This window comes from Erythrobacter westpacificensis (assembly GCF_039542285.1).
GTDB classification, from domain to species: Bacteria; Pseudomonadota; Alphaproteobacteria; order Sphingomonadales; family Sphingomonadaceae; genus Alteraurantiacibacter; species Alteraurantiacibacter westpacificensis.
The window spans coordinates 14,909-38,377 of sequence record NZ_BAABHV010000004.1 but is presented as its reverse complement, the minus strand read 5'-3'; the positions used below and the strand labels follow the sequence as shown (position 1 = coordinate 38,377).

Below are 23,469 nucleotides of genomic sequence, written 5' to 3'. Positions count from 1 at the left end.
GTCAAGCCAGGGCTACGCCCCGCCCCGAGCAGGAAATGTCAGTAACGATAGGCCACCGTCAGGCCGACGGTACGCGGGCGCAGCGACGAGGCCGTGTAGACCACGTTGTTGAATTGCGCATCGAGACCGAAGAGCGGCGTGGCATTGGTCAGGTTGTCGACGAAGATCGAGGCGTCCACATCCCCGAACTCGGCGCCCACGCGCAGGTTGATGGTGGTGTATGCATCCTGCGGACGCAGGCGAGGATCGAATTGCGGCGAGGCGGGATCGGTTTCCCCGTATTCACGCGCCGAAGTCAGGTGAGAAAGGTCTGCACGGGCATAAAAGCGATCGAGATCGTACTGACCGTAGAGGGAGAAGCGCCAAGGCCGGGTGGCACCGATCGGACTGCCGGCAGCGCCCAGAATGGTGCCATCGGGCGTCACCACGTCATCCTGATAGGTGGTGGAATTGTATCCCACCGTGCCGCCGACGCGAAGATCGTCGATGGGCTCGAAATCCAGCGCGAGATCGAACCCTTCGGATGTCGCGTCGCCCAGGTTGTCGACAAAGGCATAGAGACAGGTCGGCAGGAAAACGCTGTTCTGAATGTTCGACCAGTCGATATGGTAGGCGCTGAAATCAACGTTCACGCGCCCGTTGGCCAAGCGGTTCTTGGAACCGACTTCGTAGCTCCATACCGAATCCGATCCGAAGATTTCAGGCTGCGTCGGGTCTCCATTGCCGTCGACATAGCCAATATTGGCAAGATCAGGCCCGCAGAACTGTGCCGGAACCCGGGCATTCACGCCGGCGGGGCGAAACCCCTTGGCGACAGTGGCGTACAAGAGGTGATCGGGCGTTGCCTGCCATGAAACGCCGAACTTGGGCGTTACCGAGGTTTCCGAATTTTCAAAGCCGGTCGTGTCGACATAGACCGGCGCAAAGGTTCCGCTTCCCACCTCGCAGGTTTCACCTGGCGGACATGGAGCGCCGTAGGGTGCATTATCGTTGTTGAGCGGTCCGCGGAACGTCGCGTCGAGTTCCAGATCGTTCTTCGCCACGCGAAGGCCGGCGATAAGCGTCAGATCCGGGACGATCTCGTATTCCACCTGGCCGTAACCCGCCAGTTGCTTTTCCGTAAGATCGCGGTTTTCGACGTAGGAACTGTTGTTGGGGGCAAACAGGGGCGCGCCGAATGCGTTTTCCAGCGCGGAAGAGCCCGGCCCGAACGGCGGGCCTCCGGCCACGCCGCCGAACAGCGGCAGCACCGGCAGATTTGCAACGAAGTTGTTGCGGATATCCTGAGTGGAGCCCTGCTTGTTGTGCGAATAGAACCCGCCGATCACCCAGCTGAACGGCGAAGATGTGTCGGACGATTGCAGGCGAACTTCCTGCACGAAGTTTTCCTGAGAAACTCCATAGGCCGAGATAGACTTGTAACCTTCGGGGACGAAGAATTCGAAAGCGAACTGGAAGGCATCGATAACCGTGAAATCAAGGTTCGTCGTGCTCTGACGGTCGAAGTACGACGTGTTGCTGATAAGCTGGACATTGTCCGAAATGTCGATTTCTGTATCGAGCGAGTAGAGCCAGAAGGTATCCCTCGAAGATTCAAGATCCGGGATATCGGCCTGATAGAACAGCGGGTTTGACGCCGGGTCTCCCTGAAAATTCACGCGGCGAACGTAGTCGGCATCGGCCAGATCCGATCCTGCGATCCAGAACGCGCCCAGTCCATCGTCCCGGCGCAGGCGCTGATAGCTTATCGACGGGGTAAGACTGATGGCATCGCTCGGCCGGAATTCCAGCGCCAGTCGCGCAGTCAATGCGTCTGAACTGTTGGTATCCTTCCTCAGCACTTCAGTGGTCGTGAAGTCGACGAGGTTGCCGTACGGGTAAACCGGCTCCGGCGCGGTGCCGGTGCCCGGGTCGATTGCCGGTGAAACATCAGCCAGAACGGCGTCGACGTACCCGCCGTCTTTGCGGTAATAAAGGTGACCGCGAAAGCCTAGCACGCCCGCCACGATAGGCCCGCCGACAGCTGCACCCGCCTCATAGGATTCGTCACCGTTGTGCGTGGTGGAGACTTCGGCGCGGGCATAGGCCGAATAGTAATCGAGATCGGGGGCGGTCTGGATGAAGCGCACCGTGCCGCCCTCGGATCCAGCACCGAACAGCGTTCCTTGCGGACCGCGCAGCACCTCGACTCGCTCCAAGTCGAAAATCTCGGGGAATGCGGTGCCCGCACCATATCCAAGATTGCGCACCTGGATCGGCGTATCGTCGATATAGACCCCGGTGGTGCCGGCGCCTGCGCCAGAAGCGATCCCGCGAATGGAAATGTTATTGGAGCCGGTCAGGGTTCTGCCAAGCTCGAGGCCGGGGGTGAGGCTGACGAGATCGTCGATCTGCTTGGCCCCGACGACTTCCAGTGTTTCCTCGTCAAAGGCCGCGACACTGACAGGCGTTCTCTCGATCGACTCCGCACGGCGAGTGGCCGTCACGACGATGGTGCCTGTCTGACTGGCTTCGGCTTCGTTCCCAGGCGTAACCTGGGCGGCCGCTGGAGAAACGACAAGAGCCGAAACCGATGCGCTCGCTAACAGGATTGCATTTCTCATTTGTGAATTTCCCCTATGTGTCCAGAACTCGTTGACCTGGCCTCACCCTCGTCTTTTTTCTGAAGCAATTTGTCCGTCCCATTGCGGCGAGCAGCAAGTCACCCTGCGGGGTTACACAGTGCCACGCCCCTTCCTCAGGGGCCGAAATGGTTGAAAAATAGGGGCGAAGAGTGACGCTGGCCGATAAGAGATTACCGGGCGACTGAGGATTGCAGCCGAGAATTCGGGCCTGCGCGAAGCAGTCCAAAGCCAACCGGTCTCATACCTGATGGTGCTCTCAGTTTAAACGCAGTCTGTCTCCGATTGACCGAACACTCTCTCACCCAGCTTGAACTCAGGCCATGAGATTCTGCCACTCGGCTTGGGCGTCCGAGCGGATTATTTTGTAGGTGCTGCGGTCGGTTAGCTGGCGGTCAGATTGAAGTAATTGTAGGCATTGGCTTGGACTGAGGCGCCCCTCTGGAAGCGCTTCATCTGGCGAAAGTTGAGCATAGCCCATTCCGTCTTCAGAACAGCAGGTAGCTGTTCTCTACCCGGTCGTTGGCCCATCCCCGCCCTCCCTGTTTCTCGGCGTTGGCAAGCTCATCCATCGCCGCCCTGTACGAGCGCAGGCCGTGCCGAACGCGATCAACCCGCCGGATATCGATGCCAATACACAAGCAGGGTCGCCCACGTCTCACAACGAGCCGAGGGTCCCGGCCTTCACGCAGTATCTTCTTCGCCTCGTCCCGCTTTTCACGGGCTTCGGCGAGAGAAACCTCCGGATAGGTGCCCAAAGTGAGCAAGCGCTCCTTCTTTTCGAAGCGGTACTTGTAGCGCCAGCTTTTGTGTCCCTTCTCGGATACGTAAAGGTAGAGACCTCGGCTATCGGTGAGCTTGTAGGCCTTTTCCTTTGCTGCCGCTGCGCGCACCGCCTTGTCCGTCAGCATCCGATACCCCCAATCCGAGTTTTCGCTACCCCCAATTTGCTCCCACATGCACTCGGCTAGGGGTAGATTGGCATGGACGCGATTGGAGTCGCAAAAATCCGCAATTGTAAAGGTTTTTGCGTGATTCTGGTGAGGGTTGGACGGCCCCGAATCTAGGAAGACAAGCAATTCGATCATCTTTGGCCGGCTTTCTCAAATCAACCGTCCGCCTCGCCTCTACTATTAGGCCCATCGCAATTCGCGAGGAAACGCAGTGGTTACAACACTCCTTTGAACATCAAGCCGATCCCATAGGCGATCAATCCGCCGAAGATGGAAGATGCCACACAGGCAGCAATGAAGATGCCAACGACATCAAGCGATACTGAGTACTCTCTTTCTTCAGGCGCCTTGCTTCGCTCGAACACCGTGACGCGATTGTTGCGCTGCCATCTGGCGAAGTCCTCAGCCACCGCCAATGCCTTGCGCGTCTCCAGAGCATCGTCCCTGAGAGAGCCAGTCACGGAAATCGCCTTGCCGACGAGCAGTGTCATCTGAGCGGTCCGAGCCTCGAGTTCCTTGAGCGCCTTGCCGACCCTGGCGACCAGTCTGACGGGGCTATCCGGATCCATGATCAGGGTGGAATACAGGCAATGAACCGTCACGGCGCTGGCGATAAGCGTACTCTCATCGCCATTCGAGCAACGTGCGATATTCTCCATAACGCGGCGTTCGGACGGGAGTATTTCGCGCTCAAACAGCGTCTCCCAGAGTTCGTCGATCGAGTTCACTGCATCCTCCTCGCGATCTCTTCGAAGAAAGCATCGAGTCTTCCTTCAAACCGTATGGTTGCTACCGGCTGTTCGGAAGCCTTGAGCTGGTATGCAAAGCTCGACGGCTGCGACTGCAGCCTGGCAGCAATAAAGCTCGGCACACCAGGGATCTGCAGGAGCGGATCATCAGGGCGCTGCCCGAGGCCGTACTTGCGCAGACCGACGACGCGCTGAACTTCGAGATTAATCGCAGTCTCGAGCAGCTTGAATTTCTCGTCGTTCTTGTCGGCGATGAGGAACAGCATGGAGAAGCCCTCCAACTGTTCGCTGATGAAGTTTGCCGCACCAATCGCCTCTGCGGGAAGAGCCTGCTCGTATTCGATGATGGCGATGCGTTCACCGTGTTTCAGCCTGCGGTCGAGAGACGCCGCTAGCACATCTTCCCTGTCCCCTTCTTCGTCGATGGGCTTCACATGGATGAAGTGGTTCTCGGGCAGTTCGCGATAGGCCCAGCTCTTCATACCGCCCACCTGGATGACGAGCGGCTGTTCCTTGAGATAATGCGAGAGCAGAAGAGCAAACATGCTGGCTCCCACGCCACCATCGACCCTTCCGATAACAAAGGTCGGGGCCATGTTCGTGTCCTTGTTGTAAAAGGCCGGCAGCACCGGCTTTTCCTTGGCGGGCCTTGCCTGCAGCATATGCTGCAAACGTGCGTGGAACCCGTCGCCGGGCAGAAGATCGTTGCTCATCTGAAGTCCTCTTCGGTAAGATTGTCGATGGTCTTGCGGGTCATGGGACGCGGTTTTTGCACCGCCGATGGCTGTTCGGTCCGAGGCGGGCGCGCGCTATCAAGCGCTGCATAACCGGCCTCCTCACGCTCTTCGAAATCGAACAGCGAGGTGCTTACGGCGACCTGCGGCTCGGCAATCACGGGCAGGTTTGCACTGACGCGAGAGGAGCTTTCGGTCTCGTCGGTACTGGTCGCCGGACCGTCCTTCTGATCGGTCAGAAGCGGAACGTCATCCTGATGACCGGTGGGAAGAACAGTCCCGGATTCGTCTCCTTTCCCTGCTTCAGGCCAATCGTTGGTCAGCTCATCATCCGTCTCATCCTCGCTGGCGTAATCACTGAACAACGGTCCATGCTCGGCCTCCCAGCTCGCCCGGTCCCAGACTTTTGCATCGATCTCTTTGAAGCCCTCGTCCCACTCGAGATGAACCGTCTCCCCTACGACCTTGAAGGGCTGCTCCACGCTGCACGCCCAGCGAATATCGTCGAGAAACATCTCGCGGCGTTCTTCTTCCCGGCGCTGCTCGGCGAGACGCGCCACCTCCTCGTAGGTGGAGGACAAGCGAAAGCCGCTGGCGAGGAGGACCTCAAAGGCTTCGGCACCAGGGACCGTATCGGCAAAATCCTGCGCCAAAGACTCGATCATCTTCGGTACGTCGCGGGCCCAGTCATCGGTCGAGCGGTTGTGTGCCTCGAGGCGTTCGAACGCGCTTCGGACAGCGACAAGCTGGATTTCGAGCCCGGCATCGCGGGCCTCATAGGCCCTGCGCTGGATCAGGAAATGCACGAGCGCCTGCAGCCGGTCGAGATCGCCCTGCTCGGTCAATCCGAGCACTTTTCCGAGGAAATCGACATCGCGATCATGGACCAGCCTTTGGGCGCGCGCATAGGCGCGTGCCTGGCCTTCAGAGACTTCGGCGAGACAGCTGCGCAGATGATAAAGGCCCTCAAGGAAAGAGGTGCTAAACCCTGCCGGCAGACCGCAATCCTCGCGCGCTGCACGTGCAAACTCCGCCGCTCCGGCATCATCCTTCAGCGTGTGTCTGGCATAGTCGATTGCGGCTGCTTCTTCCGCCGTCATACCGCCCGTGTAGGCATCGAGAACGCCTGCCCGCATCATCTGCACCCACAGGTTCTCAGGGTTCTGAAAGTCGGGATCGTCGCGCCAATCTGAGATCAATTTCGATATCAGATCTGACGCAAAAACCGGGAGCCGGCCGATGGTCGACGCCGCATTTCCGCGGCTCATAAGCCTTTCGATGAAAGGGCGTACCATCGCGTCGATCTTGTCCTGATCGGTGCGCTCGCGGCTCGGCGGTACATCCTCTTCGATGGCCGGGCTTTCTTCGCTGAGGATGTCCAGTTCGATCTGATACTGCTCCCATTCGACGAACGAGAGCATGGCTTCGGCGGCGGCTTTCTGAGCCTTGGCCCTGCGCTTGCGGACGGCTTTCTCGTACTGCCGCAGCGCTCTCTTGAGGGGCATCTGCAGGAGCAGATTATTGCGCAGAACCTCGCGAGCCTTGCGGGCAGCCGACGTCAGTTTGCCGCCCGTGTCACGCTCCTCCGTCTTCGCCCTCATCTCCAGATAGGCGTCGAGCTGCGCGCGCAGATCCGGGAATGCGGCAGTCGCGCGCCGAAGCAATTCGATCATCAAAGTATTGAGAGGTGAGTTGTCCATGAATCCGCATTGTAGGATGCGGATTCGGTAGACCAAAGCAGTCGGACAACTTTTTTTGTCGCAACAATTGGAAAATGCGACAGCGGACTGTCTTTAGCAATCCGTCCGTCGCCTATCAATTAAGATATCGAAGATCGCCGGGACTTGAACATTTGCGCATACGCAAATGAAACCGGTTCGCAAGGTAAACGGACTGACTTGCCGTTTTTACCCTTTCTCGTTTTTGAGGCGCAATACCTCAAAGTCATCCGCACCCGTGGAGCGGACGATTTTGATGACATCGTCCGAACTCGCGTTCGCCCGATAAGGAGCTCGCTGACGCTCGCACGTCGGCTTTTGCAAGCCTCCTTCGAGTGCGGCCTGGCGCGGCCTGGGGCGATGTCGCCGACATCTTGGGGGGCGGACCCTTCGCTCGCAGCTGCGGGCCGTCTTGGTGTGAAATCTCCTGAAAGGAGGATGCCGGGTGAAACCGGCTGGTGAATGGAAAAGGGGATGCGGCAAGCGCGTCTCCGCGCCTTGCCGGTTTCGCATAGAAGGAAACCGACAAATGAATACGTCAGATAGATCGGCGAGACGACACGAGCGTCTCGCCAGGGTGCTCGAGCGCAGCGATGATTATCGCGTGCTGCGACGCGTGCCCGATCGCTTCACCAACATGCCCGAAGGCGGCGCTCCGCCCGATGGATTTTGCGTCGCGCTGGTCGATCTTGAAACGACTTCGCTCGATGCCAGTGACGGACACATCATCGAACTGGCGCTGATGCTGGTCTGGCTCTCCGATGAGGGCGATGTCATTGGTCATTTCGGGCCGCTCAACTGGTTCGAAGATCCCGGCGTTCCGATCCCTGCCGAGATCACCATGGTGACAGGCCTCGCTGCCCAGCACCTCGTCGGCAAGAAGATCAACGATGCGAGCGTTGCAGGCCTGCTCTCGCGGGCCGATCTCCTCTGCGCTCACAATGCAAAGTTCGAGGTGAGCTGGCTCGAGAAGCGTTACCCGGAACTTGGCGGTAAAGCATGGGCCTGTTCGATGGCAGACATCGACTGGCTGAAGGCCGGCTGCGATGGCCGCGCGCAGCAGCATCTCCTCGGCCAGCATGGCTGGTTCTCGAATGCGCATAGGGCAGCCGATGATGTCTGGTCGCTCTTCATCCTCCTCCAGGAGTCGAGGCGCGGCTGCGAGCGCCACAGCCGCACACATTTCCAGCGGCTTCTCGAAGCGGCAAACCGGGTGACCACGCTCGTCCAGGCAACGCGCGCTCCGTTCTCCAAGAAGGACCTGCTCAAAGCGCGCGGCTACCGCTGGAACAGCACGGGCCGCGTCTGGCAGAAGGAGCTCGACCAGTCGCTCGTCGCGCACGAGCAAGCCTGGTTCTTCCGCTCTGGGCTTCCGGCGCCGACGCTCGAACCGATGAGCGCGCATGAGCGGCACCGCTAACGCCAACAATCACCATCAACAATGATCCGCGAAAGGCCCGCCAGAGTGCGGGCCTTTCTGCGTTCGACCTGAAAGGAATTTTTTACGATGACTACCGATACCAGAACCTGCCTTGGCCAGTGGGCCGAGGATGCGCGCCTGTTCGCCTCGCGTCAGAGCGAGGACAACAGCGCAACGCTGACGCTGATCGTCTGCGATTTCGAGTACCTTTACGACCGCGATCGCCACGCGGCCTACATGATGGCGGAAGGCAAGGCAGCCGAGCGCAAGATCCGTTGGCCTTTTCACCGCATCGCTGCGGCCAGCTGGCTGGTGGCAAGATACCTGCCCGGTGAGGGTAAGATCGCGTTCGATGAACCAGTCGTTTTCACGGCCGAGACGTCGAGCGAGAAGGAGATGGTCGAGGCCTTCTTCGATGCCTGCCGCGTCGAACCTGGTGCCATTGTCACGAGCTGGGGCGGCGAAGCGAAAGACTTTGCCGCTCTGCGCACGGCAACGATGATGCATTCGCTCATTGTGCCTGCCCAGCTGGCAGACCTCCATCCTCACAGCCGTAACCGGCTCGACCTGTGCCAGGCGACCTCGGTTGCCGCTGCCAGCGTGCACCTGCCTGAGTTCGCCGCAGCGCTCGGGGTCCCATGCAAGCCGACCGCTTCGCAGGACATCGGGCCGCTGGTCGAAAATGGCGACTGGGCAATGGTCGGCGAACAGGTCCTGGCTGACGTGATGACGACCACGCTGATCGCGATCTATCACCTCGCGAGCATGGGCCAGGTGACCATCGATCGCACGGTTATGCTCACCGCACTGTCGGAGCGGTTGCGGGACAGCTTTCCGAACTCGGATTTCTGCGCCCGCACGTTCGCGTCCTGGGCACGCGCCCAAAGGGCCGCAGCGGGTTTGCGGGGCACAGTCTATCGCGCTCCGGTTCCGGCAGGAGAATGCATGGCAAAACGACGGCCGCCCCTTCGCGAAGGAGTGCCGGCATGATGTGATCCTTGACACACGAATGGCCGGCTCCGGGCGCGCTGGCATTCGCGACAAATTGCGCCCGCCCCGATACCTGCATGCTGCAGGTTTTTATCAGCCGCTCGTCTGCTCCGGACAGCGGCTCTTTTTATGCGAAAAGGAAATAAGAATGCCTCCCAAGAAAAAGACAGGCCGCGTTGCCGTGCCTACCAATCCTCACACCAACCTTCCCGCCCTGCCCGAACGCTTCGCCATCGGCGGGCGCGAGATCAGGCCGGTGCAGTTGTTCGTCAACGGCAAACGCCAGGTTGAACGCGATGGCCCATGGGCCGGCGAGCCCGACAAGATCGCCTGGATCGATGCGTCCACAGGCAAGGACTGCATCCTCCTGCGTCAGCATGGCGGCCACTGGTCCGGGTTTGTCGCGGTAAGCATCGCCCATCCGCTCTGGGGTTTCAGCGCCGACGCCATTCCGGCTTCCGCCGGACTCCACGTGCATGGGCCGATCGATTACGCGGCACCTTGCGATGAAAGCGGAGCGCCCGAGACGAGCGTCTGCCACGTCACAATCGGAAGCTCTCGGCCCGCCCGGCGCTCGGCACCGCAGAGGTCCAGCACATCGGGCGATGTCGATCGCACGAACTGGTGGTTCGGATTCAGCGCGGATCAGGCGGCAGACTACGTCCCCAATCATAACCGGCCGCTCGAACGCGAAGAAGGACAGGTCTACCGCGACATGGACTACATGTTTCAGGAGGTGACGACGCTTGCTTCGCAGCTCGATGCGCTCGAAGATCGTCACACCGGCTCGCTGGCGCCGCCAGCACTCGGCACACCTGTGCCAAAACTCGGCAAGTCGGGAGGCGATCATGACTGAGCGCACTCCATACGAACGCCGCCGAAATGCCGCCCTCCCCTGGGGCTACTGGTGCCGGACCAGCGGCGAGGAATGGCCGCCGCTTTTCGACGAGGAGGGAAATGAATGGCGCAGCCTCCGCGAATACTTCTGGACAGCTCGCCTGGGCATGGCGAGCGCATCCGAACACGATCGCGAACATGCGCTCGAAGTTCTCCTCTCCATCCTCGTCGCTATCGACCGGAGGGTGATCGGCATCGAGGAGAAGGTCATCGACCTCTTCGAAGACTCCTGGCAGCTCGCCCGCCAATTCGTCGGGCATTGGCTCGAAGGTATCGGCTTTACCGATGACGGTCTCTCGGGCGAGCTGACCCCTGAAGGCCGGGCCGTGATGGTAATGCTGGCGAGCACCCGCTCACGGCAGGCGGCACGCATCCCGATCGGCCTGCCTGTGTTCAGGGCAACGACAGGTCCCGATCTTGGAGATGACCCGGCTATGCACGAACAGGTCATGGCCCAATGCGAGGCTTTCGCCGCCAAACTCGAACTGCGGTTTGTCCGAGACGATCTCGCAGGGCGGCCGGCCATCAAGCTGATTGGTCCGCCCGAAGGCAACAACGTCCCCCTCGCCCGGACGCTATGGTCGATGGATTTTCCGCGCCGCTACGAACGCGACCGGCTCTATCGCTGGCTGGTTGACCGGATCGACAGGTGGGAGACCTGGGCTGAGCGGGCACGCCGCGACGGGGCGCAGGCCCTTACCGAACATTTGTTGCGGCTGCGTTTCGCGCAGGAAACAGACGACGCTGAATGATAGAGGGCGCCCGCTAGACGGGCGCCCCTTTTTTGCATCCACATTCGCCCTTGGTGAGCTCGCTGGTAGGCCAAGATTAGCAGCCGCGCGTGTATCTGCAGACCTAATACCCACGCCGGCCAAGATCGCGCCTGAAGCCGCCAACTTCCGACAGATAATCCAGCATGGGATGCGTGAACCATGCCAGCGTGTCATCATCGAACTCTCGATTGCCATCGAGGTACTTTATCTCGACGTGTTTCCCGCCCTTGAACTGCCCCCGCGTCAACCGCGACAGTTGCGAATAGGATATTCCGGTATGCTCCTCGAGTTGCCGCAGGGTCAGTCCTTCCTTCTCACGTCCGGTTTCAAGCGCTTCGCCAAGTTGTAGACACACCTCCGGATACTCAGGAATGGGCGGCTTCGAACTAACACCCTGTTGCGCCACCGCATCGAGGTCCATGTCGAGCAAGTCGAGATACCTGCGCAGGGTTTTGTAGGACGGCAGCTTTCTGTCGTTATCGATGCGACTGAGCGTCTCTCGTTTGATACCCAGCACTGCTGCGAACTCGTCCATAGACATCGTTCCGTATTCAGAAGATTCCGCCCTGGCTTTGCGCAAGATGCTGCCGACGCCATCGATGAGCCCCGAGTAACCCCCGGGTAATCGATAGCGGTATGATTTTCTCGAGGCAGCTCTGTGACTTTGTTGCATATTGAGCTTTCTGCGCCATATATGCTGAGAATGAAACAGCTTTCTCCACTCCGAGCCGATGTAGGCAACACCGGACCAGACCGTCAATCAGCATGCAGGCTGGGTGACGGAAAGCCGTTGTCGGCCGAGGTCACAACGCCTGCAAATCCGATTTCAGAGCGAGACAAGGCCCGACGGCTCGACCAGTTCTACACCCGGACCGAGGTCGTCGAAGACCTCGTCGAATGGTATCGCGTCAAACGGATTGAACACAATCTTCTCCGGTTTCAGCGCACCCGGATAATCGAACCCAGTGCGGGCACAGGCGCATTCCTGCGGAAGCTCCCGTTTGGCAGCGCTGGCTACGATATTGACCCGAAAGCGTCCGGGATTCGTCAGGGCGATTTTCTCGCCCTGCCTTTGTCATTGGACGATCCGCTGCTCGTCATCGGCAACCCACCTTTCGGCAAGAACGCCAGCATGGCGATCAAGTTCTTCAATCATGCTGCTGGGGCCGCCGATGTGATCGCCTTCATCGTGCCGCGCACCTTCCAGAAGGTGTCGGTACAAAATCGCCTCGATCTCAGCTTTCACCTGATCGACGAGATGGCGGTGCCGAAGGATGCATTCATCTTTGAGGGAAAACGCAAGCACGTACCGGCCGTTTTTCAGATCTGGGTGAGAAAAGACGTGCGGCGGCAGAAGATCGCTCTTCCCAAGGCGCACGCAGACTTCGAATTCCTGCGTGCTGGAGAGGCCCACAAGGCCAACTTCGCGATCCAGCGCGTCGGAGCCGATGCCGGACAGGTACATCATAATCTGGAGGCGAAACCCAGCGCGCACTATTTCGTGAGGGCAACGCCGGAGATCGATGACCTCGAGGATGCAATGTGCAGGCTCAGGCTCGATTTCGAGGCCATGGCGCAGCGCACTGCAGGCAAGCCGAGCCTCGCGAAAACGGAGGTGGTTCAGCTCTACATGCAGTTTCGAACTTCCAGGTCCGACGAACCTGAAGCCAGGCCCGAATGTTCTTCGCCCGATCGTAGGGTGGAGGGGAAGGATGCAATATGCAATTAGAACGCAAGAACACCTGGCGGGTTACGAATGCTTGGCAGGCGAGCGATGGCTTGGCTGGGATGACGAGCTTCACCAGGAAGGTCTTCGAACGCATTAAGCTCGAGGCCAGATCCTATGGCGAGGTGGTGACGCAAATTCAGTCCATTGCGACAGTCGATGAGCACGATGAACGCTGCTCTGCCTGCATTTTTGTCGTTACCCTACCCACCGGTCTCACCGTCGAAATCGAATACGATTCAGCGCACGCGATTGAGATATTCTACGACATCGACATAGAGGACGTAGAATGGGCCGCCAATTTCTTCGATTACGGATACCAGGATCTTCGGCGCCGCAATTTCGACAAGATCGCGGACGCCGTTCACGAAACTGTGAGGCTTCTCCGTGCTACCTTTCAGGAGTGGGCAGATCGAAATGGTATAGGGGTGCATCTCATAGGCTCCAAGGTCACATGGAGCATCTGGGATCGATATACGAACGTGGTGCCTCACGTCGTTTCGATATCCGCCCTGGATGAGGAACTCCGGCCATCGGTGCTGGAATTTGAATTGGATTGCTTCGGCGACAATGCAGAGAATCTCCAGGAACTGTTCGATCAATTGTCACGTCGGGAGGCAAAGCTGAAGGCGCTGAGGTCGCAAGGGGCCGACGGAAAGATCGATCTTCTGGCAATGCGTTCGCTCGCGGCAGAGGGGCCTTTGGAGGATAATCTTCGGAACTGGGCTTGTACGCAGTTGCAAAGCGATCGCCGTGATCACTATTATTCGGAAGATGCCTGCCATATCCGGCTTCACAGGCAGGTACCGTCAGAACCGATCTTGGAATTAGATGGATCATCCGTCAGAGTTTGCGGGATGCATTTGCCCGATGGCGTGCTAGCCAGCTGTATTGGTTCGCCCATCACTGACATCGTAGATTTTGAACATTTCTCGCGAGAAATGACAGTTCTCAAGGCGCGGAATAGCTGCTGCTCTGATGGAAACTACGTCGAATTCGAAATTGACCAGCCTGCATATTTTTTCTGTAGCCTCTCGGGCCGGTATTGGCTCTAGATGTCCGCTAATGGGCCGGAAACGGATTGTCCGGATCTGGTGGCTGCAGCGTCGAAAGCCGACATTCCACGCGCGACCAAAGGCGGTCCCTATGGTGCTGCTGGCCCCCTTTCGCAAGCAGTCCTTCCATCAGACTATCTATGGCTCGTGTCGATCTCTGAACATGGGGCCTTTCTTTGGTACAGATTTCCCGAAGGCAAGATGCGCGGACTTTGGACGCTGCAAATCGATTGATCTTGGGCAAATTACGGAACAATCTCAGCGCGATACCGCTCTAGTGTTATCTTTTTAGGAGATTAACCATGGTGGACACCCCACGAAACCGAACAAGTAGCTCTCAGCACGGCGACGTAGCCGATGATCTCAAGGGTGACGCCCGCGACCTCAAGGAAACGGCGACCAGACAGGGCGAAGCGAAGGCCGCCGAAGAAAGGGATCGGGTCGGACGCGCGGCGCATTCCGCTTCTTCGGCCATGCAAACCGCTGCCGACGAACTGCAGGGAGACGACCGGGCACCCGATTGGCTTGCTTCTGCATTCAGCAGCGTGGCACGCGAAGTGGGCGGGCTGGCATCGCGATTGGAGAACAAGTCTCCGCGTGAACTGGCTAACGAAACGCGCCGGTTCGCCCGCGACAATCCGTCGGCCTTCCTCGCCGCATCGGCTGCCGCCGGGTTCGCTGCCGCCCGCTTCCTTCGTGCTGGCGCCGAATATCACGACGACTACGATGTCGGCCAGAACGATAGCGACCGCAGCGACGCTTACCATACACGCGGAACCTATGGTGCTTCGACCGGCATGGCCGAAACGACCCCGGCCACTACCGCCGCCTCGACCACTCCTACCGCGACGACGGGTTTGGGTGATCGCGAAAAAACTGTGGCACAGGCGCGCACCAGCGTTGCGTCTTCCCGTTCAACGGGAGAAACGCGGTGAGCCAGATCGACAACAGAACCGACCGCGCGACGAAGACCAGCAGAACCGACGATAACGTCGTCGACCTGCTCGGCCGTCTTACCAGTCAGAGTGCACATCTGGCGCAGCAGCAGGTCAATCTCGTCCAGGCGGAAATGCGCGAATCCGTGGCAGACATCCAGAAATCGGTTGCGAGCCTTCTGGGCGCAGCGGTGTTCGGTATAGCCGGTCTCGGTGTCACACTGATGGGCATTGCCTATCTGATCGGCGACGCCATCGACGACCGCGATCTGGCAACCCTGCTGGTCGGCCTTGCAACCCTCATTCTGGCCGCCATCCTCTACGGCGTCGCCCGAAGCAAAATGAAGGCAACCAATCTCAAGCCGGAGCGCACGATCGATACGGTCGAACGCACGCCTGATGCGGCCACCGGCGACCTTACCCATTCCGGAGCAAAACGATGACCCAGAACCAAACGCGCGACCCCGATGCCATCGAAGCCGACATCCGCCGCACACAGGAAAACATGAATGAAACTGTCGATCGGATCGGCGACCAGATGTCGCCGCGCAACCTGTTTGACGCTTTGCTAGACAAGGCAGACGAGAACGGCATCGACGCGCGCTACATCCTCGACGGTGCCCGCCGCAATCCGCTCGCCATGGCGCTGATTTCTGCCGGTGGCATTTGGCTGGTCAGCGATTACGATGCCAAGCCGTCGGCGTTCACGTCCAATTCCGGAAGCGATGGCATTTCGAGCAACGCGTACGATTACGACCCTGATCATCGCGGCTATGTCGAACATATGTCGCGTATCGAGCGGCAGCCCGACGAAGACGACACGATCTATCGCCGCCGTCGCGACGAACATCGCGGAACCTATCTGATGATCGAACGCGGTCACGACGAGGACGACAAGTCCTATCGCCAGCGGCTCGACGACGCGACCAACCGCATGCGCGAAAAACGCGACAGCTTCGCCGATAGCGCGCGCCAAACGCGAAGTGACCTGGCTAAACGTGGTCGGCGCACGATGGACAAAGGACGCGATGCCTATAACAGCAATCCGCTCGTCGGCGGGCTGGCAGCGGCCCTCGTCGGCGCCATTGCCGGATCGGTGATACCGTCCTCGCAAACGGAGCGCGAAAAGCTGGGCCCCCAAGGTGCCAAGACACTGGACCAAGGCAAGGCGAAAGCCCGCGAGGTTGGCCGCGAAGCACGCGCGAAGAAGGACGAAGCGGTTGCCAAGGCCGACCGCAAGATGGAAGAAAAAGGGCCGGCGTAACGCATTGCCTGCTCGCCAGTTGCGCCAGTCCGAACGAGGTTTCATCTCTGTCGGGACTGGCGCACGGGTATTGAGCCCGGATGCATCGGGCAATTGTCTGAAATCATGCCGGCGGCATCAAACGGTGTTCGCCGGTCTGACGCGTTAGATCACCTTAGGATAATTCGACTGGCAATCTATGACTTCGACTGACGAACCACGTGGGCGCACGGCAAAGAAACCTTCACACATTTCTGCGAAAGGCTGGAAGGACATTCTTCTGAGAACGAAGGACGAGCTCGAAGCCGACCATGTTTCGGTCGTGTCCGCAGGCGTCGCCTTCTTCGGCATGCTCGCGCTCTTTCCCGCGATCGCCGCTATCATCCTGATCGCGGGATTAGTCGTTGATCCGATGGTGGTCGAACAGCAGATCGAAAGTTTCGCCGGCGGGCTACCGCAAAACGCAGCCGAAATACTGGAGAACCAAGCCCGCAAGGTTGCCGCCGGCGCGAACACCACGTTGGGTTGGGCTGCGCTCGGCAGCATTCTCTTCGCGATCTACGGCGCGTCGAAAGGCGTCAAGACGCTGATGGTCGGCATGAACGTCGCCTATGACGAAGACGAAACGCGTGGCTTTCTTCGGATTATGCGACAGCCCTTGTACTGACGGTTCTCATGGTGCTCGTCCTCGTTATCGCGACAGGATTTCGGTGAGAACCATGCGAGAACGGTTGCGTAACGCCGTCATTCTGCTTGTGTCGCCGATTGCACTCTGCCCTGTCGGTGCTTAGCTATTCATTCGAGGACCAACCGCCGAACCCTTGCGAGCGTATAAATGACTTCACCGAGCAGCGATATTGATACCTGGTTCAACAGCTTCGATCGGCTTACTAGCGTCGCTATCGGCGCGGTCGTGTTCTATATCCTGATCGTTGCGATGACCCGCGTTACGGGCAAGCGCACGACCAGTCAGATGAACAATTTCGACTGGATGGTGACCGTCGCGGTGGGGAGTCTCGCGGCCTCGGGTATCTTGCTTAAAGATGTCAGTATAGCCGACGCTGCCTTGGGTATTGCAATCATGTTCGCGCTTCAGTGGGCGACGTCCTGGCTGGTGCTGCGCAGCGATGTTTTCTCCAAGCTTATCAAGGCAGAACCGCGCATGCTGTTGCACAAGGGCGAACTACAGAAGGACGCGATGCGCGCCGAACGCATCTCCGAAGCCGAAATCTACAACGCTTTGAGGCAGAAGGGGCACCTGAGCCTCGACGATGCCAACTGGGTAATCCTTGAAAATGACGGAAAGTTTTCGATCATCCCTCGAGACGATACATCCTTGGACAATGCGCAGTTGATGAAGGACGTTGGACCGGGCGGCTCGTAACGTTGTTTGCATGCATCTCGCAAACGGTCGTTACATCGAGCCAGATGAAAACCATGTTCCTTGCGAACCATTTCAGTTCATAAGTGACCGCAGGAACCGTTGTTCAACGGCGTCTGCCGATAATCACCAAGACATCCCAGCATATCGATTGTTACGGCTATACCGTTAATTCCTTGGATTTAAATTATTCGAAACCAAACGGCCCGCTCAGAGATTACCCAATCAGAAGCTGCCGTGAGTTTTCATGGCCATCAAAAAGGAGGCCTACTGTGTCTGCACCGAAAAACCTCGAAGATTGCTACAAGGAAGAACTGGCCGACAACTGGTCTGCAAATGATCAGATGTCGAAAATGGTCAGCCAACTGGCCGACAAAGCGAGCGATCCCAAGCTCAAGGAACGTCTCAGCAAGGCTGCCGAGGGTATCAAGGATCATACCGCGACCCTGGAGAAGCTGCTGAAGGATTGCGGCGAGAGTGAGAAAGAGCATTGCAAGGGCATGGAAGGCCTCGTCAAAGAGGCGAAGAAGCATGTCATCGATGCGGATATCGACGATGATGATGTTCGCGACGTCGTCATCGTGTCGCAGTATCAACGCATGTGCCATTACGGTATTTGCGGCTTCGGCACTGCCAAGGCGTTTGCCGAAGCGCTCGGCAAGAATGACCACGCCGCCAAGCTTGATACAATTACGGCCGATATCTACGGCGCGGACGAAAACATGACCGATCTGGCGGAACGATCGGTCAACCTCCAAGCCAAGGGCTGACATGATGATGGGTGCTGGCCCCTTGACCAAGTGGGTCGGCAGCCGAAGCATTCGCACCTCGTCGATCATTGAGGAAGCGGTTGCCGGGTTGCCGTTCAAGAACCGGATTGCCGTCGGAACGGTTGCCTCGTCACTCCCCGCAAAAGTGGATTTCGCTATCTGCGTTCCCGCCCGGAACGAGGAGCATATCCTGCCCGCTTCTCTGGCGTCACTCATCGATACGGTTGAGCGCAGCGGCGCGGTAGGGGCAATTGTCCTGCTGATCAACAACAGCGCAGACCGTTCTTGGCAGGTCGCCTCTAGCATGCTCGAGGCTTCGGGATGCAACTATCTGCTCGTCAAGGTTTCGCTGCGGCCAGCCGTCGCCGATGCACCGCACGCACGGCGTATCGCGCTTGATATCGGGGCGCTACTCGTTCCGGATGGCGCGCTACTCACAACCGATGCCGACACCCTTGTCGCTCCGAATTGGGCGGCGGCGAACCTTCGGCATATTCGCGATGGTACCGATCTGGTGTGCGGCAGCGTTTCGATCGACCCGCAAGAATATACTGGCCTGCCCCACTCCGTTCGGCGTTGCGGGGAGGTTGAAGCAGCTTACTCGGCAGAGCTCGAACATCTGTGGCAACGTTGGACCGGCGGGGATGCGCCGAGTTTCCAAATCGCCGCGATGGGTGCCAGCCTGGCGCTGCCGACTGCGCGCTATCGTGCGATCGGCGGTATGCCGATACCACCTGTTGCCGAGGACAAGGCGCTGGCCAGTCTCGCCCGTCGCCGTGACTGGTCCATCAAGGTAGCGAGCGACGTGACAGCCAGTACATCCGGACGACTTTTTGGGCGCGCGGCTGGCGGAATGGGCGATGCATTGCGCGACCGTGCCACGCACGACGATCCTTACTGCGATGAGCAGCTGGTGCCGCTCGCCCTGCTGCAACGCCTTGCGCATGTCTGGAATGGTTTGCAATTCGGCATGGGGAGATACGCGCAGTTCCAGGACGCAATAGCGCGCGATCCTGCATTGCAACATCGCCGGATGCGCATGTCCCAGGTCATGGTCAACCTGTCCAATGCTCGAAAGGCGACACTGGATGACACAACGAGCGCGCTTCGCGCAGCGGGTGTCAGAGCGTGACTGACCGTTTGGCAAGACCCGGCATCAATCGAGCAATATTCTCTTCGCGGACCGGGCACCTCCAGTCCGCTGCCGAAGAGCAGGCACCCCGATGCCAAAGCACGTCTGCATGGATGCGTCCATACCGGGCCGCTGCATGATAGCGCCCCGGCCTGATCCCCGTAAGGAAATGCTCGCTGCCATTGCCGCCCGCGCGGCGGCCAGTGACCGGATGGGTGGTGACCTCTCCCACGATGTCGCGGCGCTCCACGATGCTGGGTGGCTTGCCTCCTGCCTCCCGCTTGAGCACGGCGGACAGGGCTGGGGTTGCGCGCCGGAAGGGGTGGCGGGGGCATTCGAAGCCTTGCGTGATCTTGGACGGGTCAATCTCTCGGTCGCGCGGTTGTTCGAAGGCCATATGAACGCGGTAAAGCTGGTGGCGCTTTATGGCCGGGAGGACACGCAGCAGCGTCTTGCGCACAGTGTTCATGCAGGCGAGCTGCTCGGCGTATGGGGTGCGGACGATCCAGCCAGCCCGCTGACACTCTCGAACCAACCCGCAGGCATTGTGCTGGGGGGCGCCAAACGCTTCGCATCGGGCCTCGGCCTCGTTCGCCAGGTGGTGGTGGCGATCAATGGAGAGCAGGGCGTCTTGCTGGCACTCGCCCCGGCCAACGATCCTTCGCGCTGCGATCCTTCCGGCTGGAACGTCTCGGGGATGCGCGCCACGCGATCTGGGCGTTACGATTTCACCGGGGGCGAACTTGCAGACGATGCCGTGCTCGGCGAACTGGGGGATTATTCGCGCGAGCCGCATTTCGAGGGCGGGATCTGGCGCTATTGCGCTGCACATTGTGGCGGTGCCGAGGCGCTGTTCGCGCATTTCCGCGAAGCCTTGCAGGAGCGCGGCAGGATCGAGGATCCTCACCAGCTCGACCGTATCGCGACTGGCGCTATCGCGCTCGAAACCATGCGGCTGTGGCTGTGGCGAGCAGCAAGAGCGGTAGAGACGCGCGATGCGAAGCCCGACACCGCCACCCTCTCGCTACTGGCGCGGCAGGTGACCGAGGACAATTGCCGCACTGTGCTGGCGCTGGTCGAGCGCGGGCTGGGGATGGCAGCGCACGAGGAAGGCACCGCGATCGAACGGATCCGCCGCGATCTGGGGCTGTTCCTGTGCCAGGCGCAGCCTGATGCCAAGCGGCAGCGCGCCGCGCGGGCTCTGGCCGGGCGCGGATTGCGGGCAGAAGATCTGTGAGCGTTCCTGTCATCGCGCAAGGCAGCGTGCTTCGCGCTGCGGAAGGCGCGGCCGCGATCCAACTGGACGAGCTGTCGCCGCCCGGCGGGCTGCTGCTGGTGATGCCGCATCCCGACGACGAGACGCTTGGTTGCGGTCAGGCTCTGGCCGCAGCGGCCGATGCGGGGCGAACGATCGGGGTGGTGCTGGTGACCAATGGCGAGGGTTCGCACCCCGGCTGCGATCGCGCCAAGCTGGTTGCAATGCGCCGCGCCGAGCTGGAGGAAGCGCTATCGAGCCTCGCCCCGCGGCGTCCGGCCGCAGTTCATGCGCTTGGACTGCTCGACAGGCAAAGTCGCCAGGGCGATCTCACCGACGCGGGCCAAGAGGCGCTGTTCGCCTTTGCAAACATCATCGATCCGCAGGCGATCTGGACCACCTCCTATCTCGATCCGCATTGCGATCACATCACCGCGCATGCGATCGCGCGCGATCTGGCACAGCATTACCGGGCACCGCTGTGGAGCGCGCCGATCTGGGGGCGCTTTGGCGAACGACGGCTGCCCGAGACCGAGCTTCGCCTGTTTGAAGCGCCTTCGCTGGCAGAGCGCAAGCGGCTTGCGCTTTCGGCCTACCGGTCGCAATTCACCGACCTCATCGACGACCCGGAGGCCTTTATGATGCCCGCACCGCTGCTGGCGCATTTCGCCGCGCATCCGGAGATATTCCACCGTGACTGAGGCACCCAGCGACCGGAAGGCACGCTTCGACCAGTTGTTCGCCAAAAACCCCGACCCCTGGGACATCGACACCAGCGACTATGAACGCGGCAAGCGGGAGGCTGTGCTCGCCGCACTGGGCAAGCGGCGCTTTGCACGCATGCTGGAAGTGGGATGCGCAGGAGGGGCGCTGACCGAACGCCTGGCGGAACTTGCCAGTTCGATAGTGGCACTGGATGTCTCGACAAAGGCGATCGATCTGGCGGCCAGGAGGCTACCTCGGTGCGACAGTGTCGAGTTCGTTGTCGCCGAAGTGCCCGTTTATTGGCCAGCGGGGCAGTTCGACGCGGTGATCCTGTCAGAAGTTCTCTATTTTCTCAGCGTCGGGGAAATTCGCCAGGTCTCGCAGCTTGCCCATGAAAGCTTGACCGGGAACGGGCTGTGTCTGCTGGTCAACTGGATCGGCCCCAACGATCTGCCCGTCGATGGTGATGCCGCGGTCAAACTGTTTCTCGACGCCGCGCCCTGGCAGGTGGCCAAGGCGCGGCGCGAGGAGTTCTACCGGCTCGATCTGCTCGTGGGGACGCCCGGCGACTAGTTCGTCGCAGGCGTGTCCATACCCGGCTTGAGCACCACCTTGGTCCAGCTGTCCTGCTCGGTGCGGAAACATTCGTAGCCACGGTCTGCGTCCTCAAGCGGGAGGCGATGCGAGATCAGGAAGGTGGTGTCGAGCGTGCCGTCCTCGATCTTCTCGAGCAGATCCTTGGTGTAGCGCTGGACATGGGTCTGCCCGCTGCGGATATGGAGGCCTTTCTCCATCAGCGCACCCAGCGGGAATTTATCGGTCATCCCGCCATAGACGCCGGGTATGGAAACGCGCCCACCGGGCCGGACCGCAAGGATCGCCTGCTTCAGCGCACTGGCGCGATCCGCACCCATGCCGACCTTCTGCTTCACAACATCAACCAAGTTGTCGACCGCGAAGCCGTGGCTTTCCATCCCGACAGCATCGATCACCGCGTCGACACCAATCCCGCCCGACATTTCCATCAGCGCTTCGCGGACGTTCGTCCTGCGGAAGTCGATCAACTCGGCACCAAGCTGTTTGGCCAGCGCGAGGCGGTTGGGATAATGGTCGATGGCGATCACCTTGCTGGCGCCCATCACGATCGCGGACTGGATCGCGAACAGGCCGACGGGGCCACAGCCCCAGACCGCGACGGTATCGTCGGGCTGGATTTCGGCGTTTTCCGCCGCCATCCACCCGGTGGGCAGGATGTCGGAAAGGAACAGCACTTTGTCATCGTCAAGATGGTCGGAGACCACGATCGGCCCAACATCGGAATAGGGCACGCGGACATATTCCGCCTGACCGCCCGAGTAGCCGCCGGTCATGTGCGAATATCCGAACAGCGCCGCCATGGAGTGACCGTAGAGCTTGGCCGACATATCCTGCTTTTCTGCCGGATTGGAATTTTCGCAGGCGGAGAACTGCTGGATCTGGCAATGGAAGCAGCCGCCGCAGCTGATGGTGAAGGGCACCACGACGCGCTGGCCCTTCTTGAGCGTGCTGTCGCTGCCGGTTTCGACCACGCGGCCCATGAATTCATGGCCCAGCACGTCGCCGGGAAGTACGCCGGGAATAACCCCGTCATAAAGGTGGAGGTCGCTGCCGCAGATCGCGGTGGAGGTAACCTCGATGATCGCATCACGCGAATTGATGATTTCGGGATCGTCGACGGTGTCGACCCGGACGTCGTGCGTCCCGTGCCAGGTGAGGGCTCTCATGTTTCCTTCTCCTGCTGCTTGGCAGCGCGGGTGTTTTCCTTGCGGTGGGCGGAGGTGGCGATCTCGCCGGTCTCCATCAGCCCCTTGAAGCGCTTGAGATCGTGGCGCGCCTGCACCTCCGGCTCGCGCTGGAACAGCTTTGCAATGGTACGGCCGAGGTTTCCGGCAGGCGGATTGTAGGACATCACCAGCGAAACGCGGGTTCCGCGATCGCCCGGTGCGTCAGCGAATTCAACGCTGCCGCGCGTCTCGATGTCCGAGCCTTCGACCGAGCGCCAGGCGATGCGTTTACCTTCGACATCCTCGCAGACCTCAGTCTTGATCTCGACCGTCTGTCCGGCGGGAGCCTTGATCACCCAAACGCGGTGGTCGCCCTCTTTCCGGATCGTCTCGACATTCTCCATGAACCTTGGAAGATTGCCGAAATCGCGCCAGAAGGCATAGAGTTCGGCGCGCGGCTTGCGGATTGTAACCGTGCGCCCGAGCACCGCATGGTCGCTATCGGGGCTTTTGCGGGTGTAGAAGGGGGCATCGTCATCGCCCCCCTTGCGCCGTTGCGACAGGAAGGCGCCGAAAGCCAGCCCCCCGATCGCAAGGCCGAGGCCGGCAACGGTGCCAGCCAGGCCGAGTTGCTTGTCATTGGTCATGG

The 23,469-nt window shown here is 60.0% G+C and carries 24 protein-coding genes; 16 read left to right on the top strand and 8 right to left on the bottom strand.

Features of this window, described 5'->3' with window-relative positions; all coding sequences use genetic code 11:
* Positions 1-38: 38 nt before the first annotated feature.
* The 5 genes from ABFX23_RS02310 to ABFX23_RS02290 form a co-directional block, all read right to left on the bottom strand.
* Positions 39-2,603, bottom strand: a complete 2,565-nt coding sequence (locus ABFX23_RS02310; protein WP_346031524.1) for a TonB-dependent receptor — start codon at positions 2,601-2,603, stop codon at positions 39-41.
* A gap of 506 nt (positions 2,604-3,109) precedes the next feature.
* Positions 3,110-3,532 carry an Arm DNA-binding domain-containing protein gene (locus ABFX23_RS02305; RefSeq protein ID WP_346031523.1) on the bottom strand — a complete coding sequence of 141 codons (423 nt, stop codon included), beginning with the start codon at positions 3,530-3,532 and terminating at the stop codon, positions 3,110-3,112.
* Between the two features lie 257 nt (positions 3,533-3,789).
* Complete coding sequence (locus ABFX23_RS02300) at positions 3,790-4,302, bottom strand: hypothetical protein (protein ID WP_346031522.1); 513 nt, start codon at positions 4,300-4,302, stop codon at positions 3,790-3,792.
* The gene (locus ABFX23_RS02295) at positions 4,299-5,036 is read right to left on the bottom strand and encodes a hypothetical protein (RefSeq protein ID WP_346031521.1); all 738 of its coding nucleotides are present in this window, start codon (positions 5,034-5,036) and stop codon (positions 4,299-4,301) included. Before ABFX23_RS02295 ends, ABFX23_RS02300 begins: the two co-directional genes overlap by 4 nt.
* Complete coding sequence (locus ABFX23_RS02290; RefSeq protein WP_346031520.1) at positions 5,033-6,757, bottom strand: hypothetical protein; 1,725 nt, start codon at positions 6,755-6,757, stop codon at positions 5,033-5,035. The genes ABFX23_RS02295 and ABFX23_RS02290 overlap by 4 nt, the downstream gene beginning before the upstream one ends.
* A 547-nt stretch (positions 6,758-7,304) precedes the next feature.
* Here ABFX23_RS02290 and ABFX23_RS02285 point away from each other — a divergent pair.
* The 4 genes from ABFX23_RS02285 (at position 7,305) to ABFX23_RS02270 (ending at position 10,834) form a co-directional block, all read left to right on the top strand.
* Positions 7,305-8,195, top strand: coding sequence for a 3'-5' exonuclease (locus ABFX23_RS02285; protein ID WP_346031519.1), 891 nt, complete (start codon positions 7,305-7,307; stop codon positions 8,193-8,195).
* An 87-nt stretch (positions 8,196-8,282) separates the two neighbouring features.
* Positions 8,283-9,185 (top strand): 3'-5' exonuclease family protein, encoded by a 903-nt coding sequence (locus tag ABFX23_RS02280; protein WP_346031518.1) that lies wholly within the window; start codon positions 8,283-8,285, stop codon positions 9,183-9,185.
* A gap of 148 nt (positions 9,186-9,333) precedes the next feature.
* On the top strand, positions 9,334-10,041 hold the full coding sequence (locus ABFX23_RS02275; RefSeq protein WP_346031517.1) for a hypothetical protein: 708 nt from the start codon (positions 9,334-9,336) through the stop codon (positions 10,039-10,041).
* Positions 10,034-10,834 (top strand): hypothetical protein, encoded by an 801-nt coding sequence (locus ABFX23_RS02270; RefSeq protein WP_346031516.1) that lies wholly within the window; start codon positions 10,034-10,036, stop codon positions 10,832-10,834. Before ABFX23_RS02275 ends, ABFX23_RS02270 begins: the two co-directional genes overlap by 8 nt.
* Before the next feature lie 103 nt (positions 10,835-10,937).
* Here ABFX23_RS02270 and ABFX23_RS02265 read toward each other — a convergent pair whose 3' ends face one another.
* The gene (locus ABFX23_RS02265) at positions 10,938-11,390 is read right to left on the bottom strand and encodes a helix-turn-helix domain-containing protein (protein WP_346031515.1); all 453 of its coding nucleotides are present in this window, start codon (positions 11,388-11,390) and stop codon (positions 10,938-10,940) included.
* Positions 11,391-11,558: 168 nt separating this feature from the next.
* On the opposite strand from ABFX23_RS02265, the gene ABFX23_RS02260 reads away from it, so the two are divergent.
* The 12 genes from ABFX23_RS02260 (at position 11,559) to ABFX23_RS02205 (ending at position 21,630) form a co-directional block, all read left to right on the top strand.
* Positions 11,559-12,584 (top strand): SAM-dependent methyltransferase, encoded by a 1,026-nt coding sequence (locus ABFX23_RS02260; protein ID WP_346031514.1) that lies wholly within the window; start codon positions 11,559-11,561, stop codon positions 12,582-12,584.
* Positions 12,575-13,636, top strand: a complete 1,062-nt coding sequence (locus ABFX23_RS02255; protein WP_346031513.1) for a hypothetical protein — start codon at positions 12,575-12,577, stop codon at positions 13,634-13,636. The genes ABFX23_RS02260 and ABFX23_RS02255 overlap by 10 nt, the downstream gene beginning before the upstream one ends.
* Positions 13,637-13,938: 302 nt before the next feature.
* On the top strand, positions 13,939-14,571 hold the full coding sequence (locus tag ABFX23_RS02250) for a hypothetical protein (RefSeq protein WP_346031512.1): 633 nt from the start codon (positions 13,939-13,941) through the stop codon (positions 14,569-14,571).
* Complete coding sequence (locus ABFX23_RS02245; RefSeq protein WP_346031511.1) at positions 14,568-15,014, top strand: phage holin family protein; 447 nt, start codon at positions 14,568-14,570, stop codon at positions 15,012-15,014. Before ABFX23_RS02250 ends, ABFX23_RS02245 begins: the two co-directional genes overlap by 4 nt.
* Complete coding sequence (locus ABFX23_RS02240) at positions 15,011-15,835, top strand: DUF3618 domain-containing protein (protein ID WP_346031510.1); 825 nt, start codon at positions 15,011-15,013, stop codon at positions 15,833-15,835. Before ABFX23_RS02245 ends, ABFX23_RS02240 begins: the two co-directional genes overlap by 4 nt.
* A gap of 178 nt (positions 15,836-16,013) precedes the next feature.
* A complete protein-coding gene (locus ABFX23_RS02235; RefSeq protein WP_346031509.1) occupies positions 16,014-16,481 on the top strand; it encodes a YihY/virulence factor BrkB family protein in 468 nt (155 codons plus the stop codon).
* A 168-nt stretch (positions 16,482-16,649) separates the two neighbouring features.
* The gene (locus ABFX23_RS02230; protein ID WP_346031508.1) at positions 16,650-17,198 is read left to right on the top strand and encodes a DUF421 domain-containing protein; all 549 of its coding nucleotides are present in this window, start codon (positions 16,650-16,652) and stop codon (positions 17,196-17,198) included.
* A gap of 83 nt (positions 17,199-17,281) precedes the next feature.
* Positions 17,282-17,965, top strand: a complete 684-nt coding sequence (locus tag ABFX23_RS02225; RefSeq protein ID WP_346031507.1) for a YciE/YciF ferroxidase family protein — start codon at positions 17,282-17,284, stop codon at positions 17,963-17,965.
* 22 nt (positions 17,966-17,987) lie between these two features.
* On the top strand, positions 17,988-19,097 hold the full coding sequence (locus ABFX23_RS02220) for a glycosyltransferase family 2 protein (protein ID WP_346031506.1): 1,110 nt from the start codon (positions 17,988-17,990) through the stop codon (positions 19,095-19,097).
* Positions 19,098-19,266: 169 nt separating this feature from the next.
* On the top strand, positions 19,267-20,334 hold the full coding sequence (locus ABFX23_RS02215) for an acyl-CoA dehydrogenase family protein (protein ID WP_346031505.1): 1,068 nt from the start codon (positions 19,267-19,269) through the stop codon (positions 20,332-20,334).
* On the top strand, positions 20,331-21,053 hold the full coding sequence (locus tag ABFX23_RS02210; protein WP_346031504.1) for a PIG-L deacetylase family protein: 723 nt from the start codon (positions 20,331-20,333) through the stop codon (positions 21,051-21,053). The genes ABFX23_RS02215 and ABFX23_RS02210 overlap by 4 nt, the downstream gene beginning before the upstream one ends.
* Positions 21,046-21,630, top strand: coding sequence for an SAM-dependent methyltransferase (locus ABFX23_RS02205; RefSeq protein ID WP_346031503.1), 585 nt, complete (start codon positions 21,046-21,048; stop codon positions 21,628-21,630). Before ABFX23_RS02210 ends, ABFX23_RS02205 begins: the two co-directional genes overlap by 8 nt.
* On the opposite strand, the gene ABFX23_RS02200 is transcribed toward ABFX23_RS02205, so the two are convergent.
* Together ABFX23_RS02200 and ABFX23_RS02195 are read right to left on the bottom strand one after the other, a co-directional pair.
* Positions 21,627-22,820 carry a zinc-dependent alcohol dehydrogenase gene (locus ABFX23_RS02200; RefSeq protein WP_346031502.1) on the bottom strand — a complete coding sequence of 398 codons (1,194 nt, stop codon included), beginning with the start codon at positions 22,818-22,820 and terminating at the stop codon, positions 21,627-21,629. The two genes, ABFX23_RS02205 and ABFX23_RS02200, sit on opposite strands and share 4 nt — an antisense overlap.
* The gene (locus tag ABFX23_RS02195; protein ID WP_346031501.1) at positions 22,817-23,467 is read right to left on the bottom strand and encodes an SRPBCC family protein; all 651 of its coding nucleotides are present in this window, start codon (positions 23,465-23,467) and stop codon (positions 22,817-22,819) included. Before ABFX23_RS02195 ends, ABFX23_RS02200 begins: the two co-directional genes overlap by 4 nt.
* Between the last annotated feature and the right edge of the window lie 2 nt (positions 23,468-23,469).